Here is a 14,704-nt window from a genome sequence, read left to right as displayed (position 1 = left end):
CCGAACAAAGTCCCCGACTTCGTCTGATAGGGGACCTTTGTCCGTCGCTCCTCGAGCTCCTTATTGTCTGTCCAACTCTTCAGGGGGACGCTCCAGACGAGCCATTGGGCTTCCTGATTGGGCTTCTTACCCCGCCGCATAAGGCGGTCATGGCGGGCTCCCGCCCACGTCGCGGATGCAACCGATTTTTTTGGGGGGAGCGAATAAACCCATTTTCCGCGCCACTTAGTCCGGTGTGCATCGAATGATTCATGCCATGCAGGCACACCGGCGGATCTGCCGATGTGCCAAGGCTTCCAAACCGCACGAATCAGCACCCGCTCCGGCTGGAAATCATCTTCATGGAGTCAAACGCTGCTCCCCGGCGGTCGGCGGGCAGTTTCGCCACCATCGCCAAGCGCCGCAGGCTGAAAGACCGAATCGTCTCGGCAGAACGCAAGGCGGACAGATATTGCCGCGCTTCTTCCGGCAGATGGGTCAGCCGCAGCATTTGCGTGACATAGGCTTTCGTAGTGCCTTCTTCACGAGCAAGTTGGGCGCGCGTGAGGCTGTTTTCGGACTGCAAGCGTTGCTCCCATTTCAGCACCTTGCAAATCGGGTGGCGAGGCCCCGAATCCTCGTCGGCATCGACGACTGGCCCCGCCGCATCCCCTTGCGAGTTCAAGGTAAAACGGAACGGGGTTGCCACGAAGGGAGCCAGATTGTACTGGGGCAACGGCACCCCTAAAACGCACTTGATCCCGAAGTGGGTTCGCATTTCAGTCACGCCCGCCCGACCACTTCCTATTAGGATCAGGTAGATTCTCGTAGGAAGAAGGTCCTTTTGAAGCTGTCGCTATTCTGTCGGAATCGCCGGTCCTCCCTCCAGAGACTTGGTCGGGAGGAACAGTCGGAGACTCCCGGGCGAAACCGGCTTGAAGCCAAATTGCGAGTAGAACTCCGCAGCCTGTTCGTGGGCAGCATCGACAACTAAGCCGATCCCGCCGGTCCGGGTGATCGTCTCCTGCGCCAGTTGGCGGGCGGTGGCTACAAGCATGGAGCCGAGCCCTTTTCCCTGGTGCCCGGTTGCAACGGCAAGACGCCCGAGCAAGACGGCGGGGACCGCCTGTTTCGGCAATCCTTTCGGCGCTCCGGGCCAGGGTTTTGCCTCAACGAGGATGCCCGAGAGCGTGAAGAACCCGAGAACGGGTTTCGGCGGGACTGCATCCGCATCCACCAGGACCCGGGTGATGCTCACACCCTTCTCGAGATGGCCACGGGAGGTTTCCCTGAAATAGCGGTCCACCGAATCGAGTCCGCTGCTGAAGCCGGCCCGGTCGTGAGCGGAAGACAGGAGCTCAATCGCGTAGGACGACATGGCGCGACGCGAGCTTGGCGGCCTCCAGCATCTTCTTCGTGGGCTTGGGTGGTTGGGCGATCATTCCGGCAACAGCCGCGGCTTGGTCGCGTGTGAGTTTCCAGCGCGACTCAGCCTCGATGACACGGTCAGCCTGCTCCGCCACCGCCTCTTGGATGAACGAGGCGACGGCAACTCCACGAAGCGCTGCGGCATACTCGATCTTGTCCGCCAGATCTTCGGGAAAGCGGGTATTGATCCGCTTCTTGGCCGGCCCGGATGGTCGACCCCTCTTGGTTGACTTTGCAACTGCCCCCTTCGGTTTCATGAGGCAAGCATGCATCGGAAGCAGGAATGTCGCAATGTTTTTATGGTGCCACAAATGCACCATTCGATTCAGGGTCTGGTCCGGGAAATCCACCCTTGATGGGCGGTGTCGGTATGGCAGACAAAGGAACGATGGAGACCTTTGGAGACATCCCGGATGGGGTGAATAGGTGCGACCGCGACAGGTTCTGTCGCATCCATGAGGATTCCATGAAACGGCCCGTGTCGCTAGGGATTGCCCTGAGTGGTCGGCCGGAACCAAAGGCAAACCAACGATGATGAAATCGAATACAGACGAAGGAAAAGGGGGCTCCTCCCAGCCCGACCATCCGGTCCCTTGGGACCGGAATTTTCTTTTTCTGGGCTTTCATGGGCATCTTTGCGTTTCGGGGTTCTGGACATGACGCATCGTGGCGGATCGTTGACGGTCCGGTTGTTTGAAATCTGTTGGAAATCCGACCGATCTCTGTCGCGGATCGGGGGTGTTTGAGCCCGTTTCCGTCGCGGCCATGGCGGGGGTGTCCATCGTCCCCGCTCTGCCAGACTGAGGCAGGGGATCAAGAGGTGAGTGGGGGACAATGGAGTAGATCTCCTGAGGATGTCGCTGGCGGATCGGTGTTGAATTTCAAACCCGATCGCAAAGTAGCTGAATGGAGCGCGACAACACCGAGTCTTTGACCTCGCCCATGCTACCCTGAGGTTTCAGCCTTTGGCGCCGATGAGCTTGCTCCGTCTCTCTGTTTCCGTGATCGCCCTAGCTGCCGTTCCGGCAGGGGCTCAGATTCATGCGCTCGGCCCGGGGCACGACATCAACAATGCCGTGAATCTGGGGGAGTCCCTCCTGATTGACTGGGAGGGGGACGGCGGGATTGACCTCGTGGGCTTCGATACCACTTCCCACCGGCTGGTCCGCGCATCGCTGAGCTTGGGTGCGTCCCCGACGTCGGGCCTTCCTATACTCGTCCGTGAGATGACAGCATCGGTTTCCGCGCGGCTTCTGCTCGCTGAGCTGGATGGGTCGCCAGGTGCTGACTTGCTCCTTTTGGAGGGCGATTTGGCCTTGGTCTGGACGTCCTCGGGGCGGGCCAGCGACCCGAGCTTGGGACCCGATCTCGTTTTCGCTTTGCCACCCGGGAGCAGTGCGCTGGCTGGAAAAATCGGCGTGGCTGACTTCGATGGTAACGGATCAGATGATCTCCTGCTGGCTGGACCGACATACGGCGAGCTTCAATCTGCATCCGCCTATACCCCGGGTCGGATCGTGTTTTCTTTCGGCACGGAGGCGTCCACCTGTGTTGAACTACCCGACACGGGTCTCAGCTCAACCCGGGTGGAAATCGAGCCGGCCTGGCTTCATGGTGGGTCTCCGACGTTGTCCATCAGCGGTTCGATTGGCAGCCAGAGCTACAAAGCGATCATTGGATTTGGCAGTGGCCGGACTCCCTCGGAGCTCGCACGGTTCGAGGATGGGCCTGAGTTGCCACGGAATTTGGTCGAGCTGGACGGGGTTGCTCCGCCTGAGCGGCTCGCGATCGATCTCGAAGTGGATCAGTCGACGTCGCCAGTCACAGTCCAGACGGTGCTCCGGGTGGACCAGCGTCTCGGCGACGAGTGGACAGAGCTGGAACGATTTCCCATCGGGCCGGGCTACAGCTACTCGTTCAGCACCGTCGCGGCAGCTGACTTTGACGGCGATGGAACGCAGGAAGTGATCCTAGAGGCTGCGAATTGGAGCAACGTGCCCGAGTCAGGACGTCTGCTTCTCTTGGATGACTCCGGACCTGCGACGTCGCTTCAGCTCAAACCAATCGACGATTCGATCTCAGCCCCCCGGGCGAAGGTCCTGCCGGACGGGTCCGGCTCGGTCTTGCTGTCGAGCGTACCGTCCGTGCCGATCTACGACTTGCTGGGAAATCCCACCACACTGGCGGGCGTCGGCTCGAGGACGACACTACGGCAGGATCCGCTTGATGCCGAGTTGCCCGGGGATTTCCCGATAGTACTCCAGCACCCGGTCTCGGCGCTGGCACTGGGGCAGATGAACGCTGACTCGCTTCCCGACCTTGCTGTCCTGAAGTCGGTTTTCGCAGCGACGGTTGTTCCCGGGTCTGTAGACGAGACGACAAACCTGAGTGCAGGTTTTCCGTTTCAGCCGGAGGTGCCGGCGGAGATCTATCTGGTCGATCTGACGGTTGACGGGTTGGATGACGCCATCATTTCCCGCGACGAGGGGATCTTCTGGCGGAGAACGACTACGGGAGCAGCGGGGGAGATCCAGTCAGTTTCCGGTGGAACCATCTTCACCCAATCCGGCACCCCGACCGCGCCAACGCGGGTACTTGGTCACGCGGACTTTGATTCCGACGGAGACATCGACCTGCTCGTTCTCGAAGGCGTCAGTGCCACCATTTCCTGGTATGAGAACCGGGGCCTGCAGTCCACTTGGCGACGCCGCATGATCAGCTTGGCGGGATTCGTCCAAGGATTGGATTCGAACGGGGGACTGCTCGGGGGATGGATTCCCGGAGGCACCCGCTGGCCGGACCTCGACAACACGAAGATCGTCGATGTAGATGGAGACGGGGATTTCGATGTCGTGTCGATTCCTTCCGCCTTGGGAAACAGGGTCACGCTCCATCGCAACACCTCTGTGGGCTTCTCGCTTGAACCGCTAACCAAGGAACTTCCCTACATCGGTTCCGATCTGGTGCCGGGCTCCCAGTATCTGCAGGCGGACCTACTCTATGCCTGCTTCACCGCGTCGGGGCCAGGGTTCGCCCTCGTGATCCCGGGGGAGACCGATATGCTCGGCAATCCCGCCCCGACGATTCGGTTGATCGGCGACGGCAGCGCGCCGTCCGAGGCTGCTGTGGCCGTCGCACTCTACTCGCCGGTCAGCAAAGCCACGGCGGTGGATTTTGACCAAGATGGCTACGTGGACATCATCACCGCCGGAGGGCTGGCGACCGACCTGCTTGGAAATCCCATGGGATCTACGAAGGTGGAGTGGCTCCAGTCGAATGGGGACGGAACTTTTGCGCTCCCGGTAGCTCTGGCGGACCCGCGGGGAATCACGACGTTCCTAGATGCTGCCGATTTGGACGGAGACACATTCCCCGACGTCATCTCGGCGTCGGAGTTTACTCAAACGGTTGAGGTGTTCATGCACGAGAACCTGAAGCCTCTGCCGCCTTTTGAAGAATGGATCGCCACATTCGGTCTAACGGAGGTCGGCGCAGACGACGATCCGGATCGGGATGGGAAGCTGAATGCCTTCGAGTATTTGGATGGCACCCGACCGGACAGCCCCGACATGGAGATGATGGCACCCCCAATGTCCCGCTTCGATTACTACTCACGCTCACCCTTCGCCGCATCCGCCTCTATTTCACGGCCCCGGCAACCCGGCGGTTTGGTCCATCCGGTTGACCTTGAGCGAAGCAGTGATCTGGCTGCTTGGGTCACGGTCGCTGAGCCACCGACGATCACTGTCGACCCAGCCTATCCCTTGTGGGAAACGCTGACCTGGCGCATTCCCTATCCTGACATCTACGCGGAACCAACACGGTTCCACCGGTTCAGTGCGGATGCTCCAGAATGAAGGCTTCAGACCTTCGGCCTCGCCGAGTCGTCTATAACATTCACTGACAAGCTTTCAGCAATGGACGGCTTCGCGCCGGGTACTAGGTCTGCGTCTAAGCGCTACTCCGAGTCGCGCTGGTTCGGTGGAAAATGAAGATCAAGTCGAGCGCGAATTATTTGCGGTGAGTCCTCGATGGCGAGCATGGTTCGATCCTTGAGCGGTTGCCTTATCGGCCGTGCAACGGTGAAGACAAGCGATGAACGTAGGAGGCTGGCTTCATCCAAAAAGAAGAACCTCTCAGAGGAAAGGGGGCCTCGGTCATCATCCTGAAACTCAGACAGGAGAGTGCACTGGCGATGCTCGCACCATTCCTTGACTTTCTCCCACCACTCTCGGCGCTTCTGCTGGTTGCCGACGATCTTTGAGCAGGAGTGGCAATGACCCGACCATTGAAGAAGTAGTGATGCCTCAGCGGTCTTCTCTTCTCCGCAGTGCGGGCACGTGTACGTGATCTGCGACGAAGTTCGAAGGACCTCCTCAACCGGTGAAATTACCTCAATGCCAAGTTCTTGGATACGGCGAGCCAACCGTTCCTGAAGCTCCAGGATTTCGTCAGATCTTGAGAGGCTTCCAACAGCCCAGCGCTCCAGTGCTTCCGTATGTAGATACTCCGGAATCGCCTCCTCCCAGCAGAACGCCCAGGCACACATCCCCCGCGTCGCCAGCCTGTTCCCAAACGAGGCCTCGGTCCGACGCCTCGTCACCGCTCTCCACATGGAGATCTCCGAGGACTGGGAAACCGGCCGAGCCTATCTCACCCTCTGAACCACCGAACACCTCACCTTCTCAAACCAGCCTAACAGCTTATACGGAAAAGCCGTTGCGCGGCCCCTACTTCTGAGGGGATCCCTGTGATCAGCTACGACGACAGCAACCGTTGCCTGAAGGTCGCTCGCCGGTCCAAAGATGGTTGGGTGATCAAGGTGATGGACCGCACGGGTGTCCCCGGATCGACCTCCCTCGAATTCGACGGCGAGAGCCACCCGCACATTTCCTTTTCCTCCCGCTCGGCTGTCGCGGTCCTTCGCCTGACGCAGATGCCTGGCGACACTTGGCAAACGGAGATCATACACAAGCAAACCATGTCGGGAAACCGGCAGCACTGGCCCAGCTGTCCAATGGGAAGTTGGCGATCGTCTCCATCGAAGCAGCGGACGCGATGAATGCGAAGCTGATCTACGCGGTCGGAGGTCCCGGCAAGTGGCCGATCTACGACCTGCTGGTGCGGGTCGCGACGGCGCTGCAGGAAGGCAAGGTCATCTCCCTGGTGCCCGAAACGCAGGAACTGACCACGCAGGCGGCGGCCAATATCCTCGGGGTGTCGAGGCCTCATTTGATCAAGCTGGTGGAGTCGGGTGAGCTTCCCTTCCACAAGGTAGGGGCACACCGGCGGATTCGGCTGAAGGATCTCATGGAGTATCAGCGCCTCCGCGACCGTGGACGCCGGGAAGCGCTCGACGAGATGGCGCGCAAGGCCCAAGAGGCCGGTCTCTACTGAGCGACGGCCTCCATGAATGCGGATTTCCCGGTCGTTCTCGATGCGTGCGTGCTCGCCAATCAGCGGGTGTCGGACTTGCTGCTGCGGCTGGCGGAGACTCCGCGGCTCTACCTGCCGCATTGGAGCGAGCGGATCCTGGAGGAGACCGGGCGCACGCTCTTGGAGAAGTTGGGTTGGCCCGAGGAGCTTGTGACCTACCGGCGCGAACAGTTGGTCGCGCACTTTCCTGAGGCTCTGGTGGAAGGATACGAGCCCATCGAATCCTGCGTGACCAACGATCCCAAGGACCGGCACGTTCTCGCTGCGGCGATCCGTGCCCGTTGTGAGGTCGTGGTGACCTTCAACCTGAAAGACTTTCCGGAAAGCGCATTGGAACCGTGGGGAGTGCAGGCACTGCATCCGTCGAAGTTTCTCGCCAACCTGTATTCCCTCAACGGTGGGTTGGTCGGGCAACGGTTGCTCGAGATCAGAGCGAACCTCGGCCGCCCGGTGCCGAGCATCATCTAGGGGCTGGCCACCTGCCAGCCTTCGCGTGGCAGGTGGCCAGCGACATTGGACTTGATCTCTAGGAGAGGTCGTTCCTAGGTCGGCACGAGCGATGGCATTCACCACTCAGGAACGATCCGACATCGAGGCCGCGATGGCCGATTTCCTTGCGCGCCGTCGGCCACCCGAGGAAATCCGCGACAAGCTCGATCTCGGCTACCGCGTCGAGGGGCAGAGCGTGGAGCTGTTCGAGATCCGGCCGGTGTGGAACGACAAGAGCCGCAAGATGGAGCATCCCTTCGCCAAGACGACCTACGTCCGCACGGTGAACCGGTGGCGGATCTTCTGGCAGAGGGCGGACCTCAAATGGCACGGCTACGAACCCCACTCGGAGGCAGTGTTCTTCGAGGAGTTCTTGGCTGTCGTGGACGAGGACGAGCACGGGTGCTTCTGGGGGTAGCGTCAGCAGCTCGGCAGGTCCCCAAAAACAGAGGGCGACGAAGACTTCCCCGTCGCCCACTGCCAGCTGAGATTTCCCAACCCGCGCGAATCTGGCACCAGAGCCGGGCGACTTCAAGTTCCTCCCGTTCCGATTCTACCTGGACAGGCTTCGCAACTCTCAGGACCCTGCCCTCCCTTCTCGCGGCCTTCTACTGCTCGGCGGAGACCGAGGAGAGGGTGCTCAAGGGTGGGGTGAGGGCTGGATGCGCTCAAGATAGCGGCGCTGGGCAAAGGTGAGGAAGTCGAGGGCTTTCTGGGAGTCCTTGCGGAGCCAGGCGTTGACTTGGGTGGATTGTTCTGGGGTGAGGTTGATTTTCTCCAGTGGAGAGCCGTGAAGCATGCGCTTTTGGTCGCTGGCAGGTGCGCGGTGAAAGTCGGAGGGGTCAAGCCGCTGGGTGCCGGCGCGGCGATCGCTGGAGGGGAGCCAGATGAGGTCGGCACAGTCGGCGGCGCGGGCGGCTTGGATGAGATCGACCACGGAGAGCCGGGAGGCGTCGTACTGGAGGTGGACGACTTCGTGATCACCGATGTAGCCGACTTCAGTGGTGAGGACGCCGGGGATGCGGCCGAGTTTTTCTTCGCCGCTCCAGAAGCAACCGGTGGCGAAGGTGGCCTCGGCAGGTGGATTCCCGGCGGCGAGAAGGGAGAGGGATTCCGGAACCGGACGGTTGGATTTTTCGAGTGCGGCGATCATGCGCGGAGCCAGTTCTTCGGTGGTCCAGACACGGTCTTTGCGTGGGATGAGGTCGCCGCCTCGGGCGTCAAGAAAGCGGACGACTTGGTAGTTCCAGGCAGGCTCTTGGTAGCGGTCGCGAATTTTCCCTTCCTTCCCTTCGACATTGTTGCGGATGAGGACGGGGATGAATTCGGATTCGATGAGCCGGACGAGGCGATCATCACCGAGGACATCTCGACCGAATTGTTTGCAGCCGGAGCAGCCGGGGACTTCCTGGAAGAGAAGAAACACTGGTTTGCCGGTGCGGTCGGCATCGGCGAGGGCGGCGTCGAAGTCGCGTTGCCAATCGACTTTACCGGCTTCGACGGCGGCGCCTGGATCTTCGGCCGTGGATGAGCAGGCGGCCAGGCCGAGGTTGGCGGCGACCAGCAAGAGAAGGTTCCAGCGCATGAGTCTGGGACGCGTGACGCCGCGGTTTATTCCATTTGGGTGGGGCGGCGAAGGGGATGTCAGAGTTCGAGGCGCCCTTCGTCGAGATCGAGGAACTCAAACATGGTTTCGACGGTGCCAGGAGGGAGGCCGGCGTCGGCGAGGCGCTGATGAAGGGTCGGGGTGCCGGAATCGCGCCAGCCGCGTTTGAGGAGGAAGGCATTCCACATTTCGAGTTCTTCGTTGCTGGGACGGCGACCGACTTCAAAGGCCCAGGCGAGGATGTCTTCGTCGGTGCCTCCTTTGAGGGTTTGGGCGGTGAGGGCGTCGTAGTCGATGCCGAGGAAGCGGCAGGTGCGAGAGTCGAAGGTGGTGGGGTAGGCATTGCCGAGGGCCACGACCCAATCTGGAGGCAGCTGGCCGGCGGCGTGGAGGCGGATCTTATCGAGCATGCGGCCGAAGTAGACGAGTTCTCCAACGGTTTCCGAGGGGCTGCGCAGGCCAGGAATGGTGGTGGGCATGGCGTTAGGGTCGGTCTTGACGAGCGAGGGAGCAAGGCGGGGTTGGCAGGTTTTTTGGTGGGAAATGAATCGCTTTGCGTCGGCGCGGAAATGCGCTCGATTCGGGGGGGCGAGATGATCGGAGTATTTCAGAAATCGATGGGTCGGCGGTTTCGGGCCCTGTTGTGTGGCGATCCGAGCGGCACTCCGCCGTGGTTGGGGGTGGTGGCAGAGGGTGAGGGGCCGGGCTTTTATGAGCCGAATGAGGCTCCCTGGGTGGTGCATGAGGATCTGGCGACCTTGGTGGGAGGGGTTCGGGCTTTGTTGATGCAGGCCTTGCATCCGGGAAGTTTGGCTGGGGTGCGGGATCATTCACGGTATGAGGCGGATCCTTTGGGGCGTCTGGCGGGGACCATCCAATGGTTGACCATCACGACCTTTGCCTCGCGTGAGGGGGTGATGAAGGAGGCGGCCCGGGTGAGGGGCATGCACGGCCGGGTTAAGGGGAGCTATGAGGGGGCCGATGGGCTTCAGAAGTCCTATCGGGCGTCGGATCCGGAGTTGCTGAAGTGGGTGCATATCGCCTTTACGGATTCGTTTTTGCGATGCCACCAAGCCTATTCGGCGCGACCGATTCCTGGAGGTGCGGATGCGTATGTGCGGTTGTGGGCTCGATCGGTGGTGCCGTTGGGTTTGGAGGATGCGCCCTTGAGTGAAGCGGGTTTGGTGAGTTCGCTCGAGGGATTCGAGGCGGATTTGGTGGTGAATGAGAGCACGCGGGAAGTGCTGAGGTGGTTGGAGAATCCTCCTCTGCCGTGGGTGGCTGGCAGGGTATATCGGCTGTTGTTCCACGCCGCATATGCGACGTTGCCGGAGGGGTTGCAGGATCGGATTGGGTTGCGAACGTGGCCAAAGGCGGTGCTGCAACCGGTGACGCGGGCATTTCTCAAAGCGTTGCGGATGGCGATCGGTCCGGAGAGTCCGATTCAGGATGTGGCAATTGAGCGATTGGAGCGGAGTGGATGGCGTCCGAATGGAGGGGTATGAGAATGTGACTTGTGGTCGGGTGAGTTACCGGATTAGGGGATGGTGGATAGGCCGGTCGTGGAGGCAGGCTGCTTGGTTTGATCGTCATGCCCGATTTTCGATTTTGTCTGCTTTTTCCCGTGTTGCTGGTGGGGCCGCTGGTGGGGCAGGTGGTGATTCATGAGATCCACTACGATCCCGCGGATGAGACGAGCCGGGAGGAGTTTGTGGAGCTCTACAATGGAGGTGAGGCCGAGGTGGATGTTTCGGGCTGGCGGCTGACGGAGGCGATCGAGTGGGTGTTTCCAGCGGGCACGACGATTCCGGCGGGGGGGTATGAGGTGGTGGGAGAAGATCCGGCAACGCTGATGGCGGTGTTCGGTGTGGCGGCGGCGGGACCTTGGGAAAAGGGATTGAGCAATGATGGGGAGCGATTGATTCTGGAAGATGCGGCGGGTCAGGTCGTGGATGAAGTTGACTATGGCGTGGGGTTTCCATGGCCGACGGGAGCACGGGGAGGCGGCGGGTCGATGGAGCTGATGCATCCCCAGCTGGACAATGATTTGGGCGGGTCGTGGAGAACCTCGGGTGCCGCAGGGGCGATGACCGAGCAGACCTACATCGGGGAAGCCGCGAACGGATGGAAGTGGCGGGCGGGAAGTTCGGAGGCTTCGGTGCCCGCCTCGGCATGGCGTGAAAGAAGTTTCGCGGAGGATGCTAGTTGGCAGGTGTTTCAGGCGCCGATTGGGTATGGTTCGGTCTCGGGGTCGGCGGGCAGCTTATCGTTCAACACGGTGATCTCGGGGATGCGGAATCAGTATTCTTGTATCTTTCTGCGGCGGGATTTCACGATCGAGCCGGGGGAGTTGCCGGAGCAGCTGAAGCTGCGGTATGCGAAGGATGATGGGGTGTTGATTTGGATCAACGGCCATCGGGTCGCTCAGCGGAATATGGGATCGAGCGAGCCCGCTTTCGACGATTTGGCGGCCTCGGATTCCGATCCAGAGGGTGAGTGGTATGAGGACACCATTGCGGATGCGAAGTCGTTCCTGATCGAGGGCCGCAATGTGGTGGCGGTGCAGGTTTTCAATGGCACGTTGAGCAGCTCCGACCTTGGCTTCGATCTGGCATTGATCCGTCCGGCGAGTGACGAAGCGTGGAGGCCGACACCTGGGGCGCGGAATGCAAGTTTCACGACGGAAGTGCCTCCGCAGATTCGACAGGTGGCGCATGATCCGGTTCAACCGGCTCCGGGTGATCCGGTGGTGGTGACTGCGAAGGTGACGGATTCCGAGGGGGTGGCGGAGGTGCACTTGGTGTATCAGGTGGTCGATCCCGGAGGCTACATTCGTCTGGGAGATCCGGAGTATGAGTCATCATGGACTTCGGTGGAGATGAATGACGAGGGGGTGGAAGGGGACGAAGTCGCGGGAGATGGGGTCTTCACGGCGACGGTGCCCGGTGAAATGCAGACGCATCGGAGATTGATGCGGTATCGGATTGCCGCGGTCGATGGAGCGGGTCATGGGCTTACCGTTCCTTATGCCGATGATGGACAGCCGAATTTCGCCTGGTTTGTCTACGGGGATTATCCGAGCTGGAGCGGGGCATTCTCGGCATCGAGAGTGGCGGAAACGTTTCCGGCAGGAATGATGGACCGTCTTCCGGTCTATCAACTTCTGGCGAAATCAGTGGATGTGACCCGCTCTCAATATGAGAGTGCCTACGATGGGGTCCATATGCGCGGGACGCTGGTTTACGATGGGGTGGTGTATGACCACATCCGGTTCGAGAATCGGGGGGAAGTTTCGACCTATCGTTCAGGGAAAAACAAATGGCGGTTTCACTTCAATCGTGCACGGAGATTGGCGGCGCGGGATGATTGGGGGCAAAAGTACGATTCTCCCTGGAGTAAGCTGAATTTGAATGCCTGTGCGTCGCCGTGGGCGGCGGTCAACCGTGGCATGGCAGGGTTGGATGAAGCCGTGTCGTTTCGGTTGTATGGCATGGCAGGGGTTCCAAGTGCGCGAACGCATTACCTGTCCCTGCGGATCATTGACGATGCGGTCGAGGTCAGTCCGACCTCGCAGTATGAAGGGGATCTTTGGGGACTCTATTTGGCCGTGGAGCAGCCGAATGGTTCGTTCCTGAAGGACCGTGGGCTGGAGGACGGGAATGTTTACAAGATCGAAGACGGTGCCGGGGACCAAAAGGAGCAGGGGGACACCCAGGAGGTGAACGGAGCGGATTGGGATCGTTTCTACGCGGCATCGGCGAGCGCGCAGACGGAAAGTTGGTGGCGCGATCAGATGGATATGGAGGTTTACGACTCGATGCGGGCGATGAATCGGTTCACGGGCAATGTGGACCTCCGATTTGGGTTCAATCACTATTTCTATCACGAGCCGACCATGGATCGCTGGGTGGTGATGCCGTGGGACTTGGACATGATGTTCATTGCTGAGACCCATCAGTCGGGGGTGATCCGGCAGCAGAATTCGATTTTGAATCACCCGGCATTGGCATTGGAGTTTCGCAATCGCTGCCGGGAGATCCTCGATTTGATGGCGTCGGACCGTTCGGTGAGTGGGGGGCAAATCGGCCAGTTGCTCGATGAGTATGCGCAGATGGTGAATCCATCGGGAGAGGCACTAACCTGGGCGGATCTCGATGCGGCGATGTGGAACGAGCACCCGCGAACGCAGGGCGACCCGAATTCGCATTCCGGTCAGACGAATCATAAAGGAAATTTCTATTATTCTCCTTTCACGGATAGTCGTATGGGAGGCGACTACGTGCGCACCTTGGTCTCCCGAGACCATGAAGGTTTCGTGCGACATCTGCTCGATTACACGACCGATACGTTTCCGGGCACGGCTTGGTCGCCGGGAAATGGTGTGCCGGCGGGGTATGGGTTCGAATATTTGTCCCTGGAGGCGCAGGATGCTTTGATCCCCGAGCGTCCGACTCTGGAGTTTGTCGGAACGGAAGGGTTTCCCGTGACGGACCTGAGATTTCGGAGTGGGGCCTTTTCCGATCCGAATGGGGATGGCAGTTTCGGGGGGATGCGTTGGCGTTTGGCGGAGATCGCTGCGCCGGGTCTGGAAGGGTATGTGGAAGGGACGCCGCGGCGATATGAGCTGGAAGCGGAGTATGAGGAAGAGAGTACGGCGTTCGTCGACGAGTTTGCGTTTCCGGTATCGTCGGTGATTCCCGGGCATACCTATCGAGTTCGTGTGCAGCATGAGGACCAAAGTGGTCGGACGAGTCATTGGTCCGAGCCGATCGAGTTCGTGGCCAGCGGTGCGGATGTGGCCAGCTACACGGGCAAGCTCGTGATTTCTGAGATCCACTATCATCCGGCCAATCCGAGCGGTGCGGAGCTGGAGGTGGCGACGGACGACGGCGAGTTCGAATTTGTGGAGCTGTTCAATGCCTCGCCGGGAGAGACGCTCGACCTCAGTCCGTTGGCGTTCAGTGATGGGATTGTCTTTGATTTCGCCACGGCATCGGTCCGAGAATTGGGCCCGGGTGAGCGTTTGGTGGTGGTGAGCAACGCGGCGGCATTCGAGGCGCGTTATGGAGTGGGTCTGCCGGTGGCGGGAGAGTTCACGGGAGCTCTGAACAATGGTGGGGAAACGTTGGCATTGGCATGGGGGGGAAGCACGCCGGTGGTTTCGCTGACTTATGGTGATCGGGCACCCTGGCCAACGGCTGCCGATGGAGAGGGGTTTTCGTTGGTGTTGCTCGACCCGGAAGGGGCTCCGGATCCAGCGGTGGCGGAGCATTGGGTGGCGGGAGCGGTGATGCACGGGACGCCAGGAACGGGTGAACCCATGGAGCCGAGCTATGCGAGTTGGAGCCGCGAGTGGTTTTCCACTGAGGAACTGGCGGATGACATGTTCGGTGGTCCGGAAGCGGATGCAGATGGCGACGGTTTGGCCAATCTGTTGGAGTTCGCGCTGGGTCGCGATCCACGGGCATCGGATTCGGCAGGTGCAGTGGAATGGAGCTGGGTGGAGACGAGCGAGGGGCCTGCCCTGGCGCTCACTTTCCGCCGCCGGATCGAGCGGGGGCGGTTGGAGTATGCGATCGAGCGCTCAGAGGATCTGTCCACGTGGAATGGGGTGTCTGGCGAGGAGGTGAGCGTCGTGAGTGACGGCGACGGCTTTGAGAGGGTGACTCTCCGTTCGGAGAGCGCTGTGGAGGGGATGCAGGAGTTCTTGAGATTGGCGGTTTCGGAGCGCTGAAGGGGCACTACAAACAAAGTTTCCCATCACCG

At 60.5% G+C, this 14,704-nt stretch carries 12 protein-coding genes; 6 read left to right on the top strand and 6 right to left on the bottom strand.

The window, feature by feature from the left end:
• Positions 1–310: 310 nt before the first annotated feature.
• From HNR46_RS19335 to HNR46_RS19325, 3 genes are all read right to left on the bottom strand, one after another.
• On the bottom strand, positions 311–664 hold the full coding sequence (locus HNR46_RS19335; protein ID WP_184022117.1) for a hypothetical protein: 354 nt from the start codon (positions 662–664) through the stop codon (positions 311–313).
• 171 nt (positions 665–835) lie between these two features.
• Complete coding sequence (locus HNR46_RS19330) at positions 836–1,357, bottom strand: GNAT family N-acetyltransferase (protein WP_184022115.1); 522 nt, start codon at positions 1,355–1,357, stop codon at positions 836–838.
• A complete protein-coding gene (locus tag HNR46_RS19325) occupies positions 1,338–1,664 on the bottom strand; it encodes a type II toxin-antitoxin system TacA family antitoxin (protein ID WP_184022113.1) in 327 nt (108 codons plus the stop codon). The genes HNR46_RS19330 and HNR46_RS19325 overlap by 20 nt, the downstream gene beginning before the upstream one ends.
• A 717-nt stretch (positions 1,665–2,381) precedes the next feature.
• Between HNR46_RS19325 and HNR46_RS19320 the strand changes: the two genes are divergently transcribed.
• Positions 2,382–5,264, top strand: coding sequence for an FG-GAP repeat domain-containing protein (locus tag HNR46_RS19320; protein ID WP_184022111.1), 2,883 nt, complete (start codon positions 2,382–2,384; stop codon positions 5,262–5,264).
• Positions 5,265–5,365: 101 nt separating this feature from the next.
• Here HNR46_RS19320 and HNR46_RS19315 read toward each other — a convergent pair whose 3' ends face one another.
• Positions 5,366–6,022 carry a hypothetical protein gene (locus HNR46_RS19315; protein ID WP_184022108.1) on the bottom strand — a complete coding sequence of 219 codons (657 nt, stop codon included), beginning with the start codon at positions 6,020–6,022 and terminating at the stop codon, positions 5,366–5,368.
• A gap of 410 nt (positions 6,023–6,432) precedes the next feature.
• On the opposite strand from HNR46_RS19315, the gene HNR46_RS19310 reads away from it, so the two are divergent.
• The 3 genes from HNR46_RS19310 (at position 6,433) to HNR46_RS19300 (ending at position 7,750) form a co-directional block, all read left to right on the top strand.
• Positions 6,433–6,804 carry a helix-turn-helix domain-containing protein gene (locus HNR46_RS19310; RefSeq protein ID WP_184022105.1) on the top strand — a complete coding sequence of 124 codons (372 nt, stop codon included), beginning with the start codon at positions 6,433–6,435 and terminating at the stop codon, positions 6,802–6,804.
• Between the two features lie 12 nt (positions 6,805–6,816).
• Entirely contained in the window at positions 6,817–7,311 is a 495-nt protein-coding gene (locus HNR46_RS19305; protein ID WP_184022102.1) for a PIN domain-containing protein, read from the top strand.
• Between the two features lie 91 nt (positions 7,312–7,402).
• Positions 7,403–7,750, top strand: coding sequence for a DUF3024 domain-containing protein (locus HNR46_RS19300; RefSeq protein WP_184022099.1), 348 nt, complete (start codon positions 7,403–7,405; stop codon positions 7,748–7,750).
• Positions 7,751–7,972: 222 nt separating this feature from the next.
• Here the strand turns inward: HNR46_RS19300 and HNR46_RS19295 are convergent, their stop codons facing one another.
• Entirely contained in the window at positions 7,973–8,917 is a 945-nt protein-coding gene (locus HNR46_RS19295) for a VPGUxxT family thioredoxin-like (seleno)protein, type 2 (RefSeq protein ID WP_184022096.1), read from the bottom strand.
• A gap of 59 nt (positions 8,918–8,976) precedes the next feature.
• The gene (locus HNR46_RS19290; RefSeq protein WP_184022093.1) at positions 8,977–9,417 is read right to left on the bottom strand and encodes a DUF5069 domain-containing protein; all 441 of its coding nucleotides are present in this window, start codon (positions 9,415–9,417) and stop codon (positions 8,977–8,979) included.
• Positions 9,418–9,507: 90 nt separating this feature from the next.
• Between HNR46_RS19290 and HNR46_RS19285 the strand changes: the two genes are divergently transcribed.
• Positions 9,508–10,443 carry an oxygenase MpaB family protein gene (locus HNR46_RS19285; RefSeq protein WP_221285292.1) on the top strand — a complete coding sequence of 312 codons (936 nt, stop codon included), beginning with the start codon at positions 9,508–9,510 and terminating at the stop codon, positions 10,441–10,443.
• An 86-nt stretch (positions 10,444–10,529) separates the two neighbouring features.
• Positions 10,530–14,672, top strand: coding sequence for a lamin tail domain-containing protein (locus HNR46_RS19280; protein WP_184022089.1), 4,143 nt, complete (start codon positions 10,530–10,532; stop codon positions 14,670–14,672).
• Positions 14,673–14,704 lie beyond the last annotated feature (32 nt).

The organism is Haloferula luteola (assembly GCF_014201715.1).
Taxonomy (GTDB): domain Bacteria; phylum Verrucomicrobiota; class Verrucomicrobiia; order Verrucomicrobiales; family Akkermansiaceae; genus Haloferula; species Haloferula luteola.
Note: the sequence above shows the minus strand (reverse complement) of the source record. Positions and strands in the feature narration are given on the sequence as shown.

Excerpts from the sequence above, each read along its gene's own strand:
- HNR46_RS19330 (WP_184022115.1), bottom strand. The coding sequence starts at position 1,357 with ATGTCGTCCTACGCGATTGAGCTCCTGTCTTCCGCTCACGACCGGGCC.
- HNR46_RS19325 (WP_184022113.1), bottom strand. The coding sequence starts at position 1,664 with ATGAAACCGAAGGGGGCAGTTGCAAAGTCAACCAAGAGGGGTCGACCA.
- HNR46_RS19320 (WP_184022111.1), top strand. The coding sequence starts at position 2,382 with ATGAGCTTGCTCCGTCTCTCTGTTTCCGTGATCGCCCTAGCTGCCGTT.
- HNR46_RS19315 (WP_184022108.1), bottom strand. The coding sequence starts at position 6,022 with ATGTGGAGAGCGGTGACGAGGCGTCGGACCGAGGCCTCGTTTGGGAAC.
- HNR46_RS19305 (WP_184022102.1), top strand. The coding sequence starts at position 6,817 with ATGAATGCGGATTTCCCGGTCGTTCTCGATGCGTGCGTGCTCGCCAAT.
- HNR46_RS19300 (WP_184022099.1), top strand. The coding sequence starts at position 7,403 with ATGGCATTCACCACTCAGGAACGATCCGACATCGAGGCCGCGATGGCC.
- HNR46_RS19295 (WP_184022096.1), bottom strand. The coding sequence starts at position 8,917 with ATGCGCTGGAACCTTCTCTTGCTGGTCGCCGCCAACCTCGGCCTGGCC.
- HNR46_RS19290 (WP_184022093.1), bottom strand. The coding sequence starts at position 9,417 with ATGCCCACCACCATTCCTGGCCTGCGCAGCCCCTCGGAAACCGTTGGA.
- HNR46_RS19285 (WP_221285292.1), top strand. The coding sequence starts at position 9,508 with ATGCGCTCGATTCGGGGGGGCGAGATGATCGGAGTATTTCAGAAATCG.
- HNR46_RS19280 (WP_184022089.1), top strand. The coding sequence starts at position 10,530 with ATGCCCGATTTTCGATTTTGTCTGCTTTTTCCCGTGTTGCTGGTGGGG.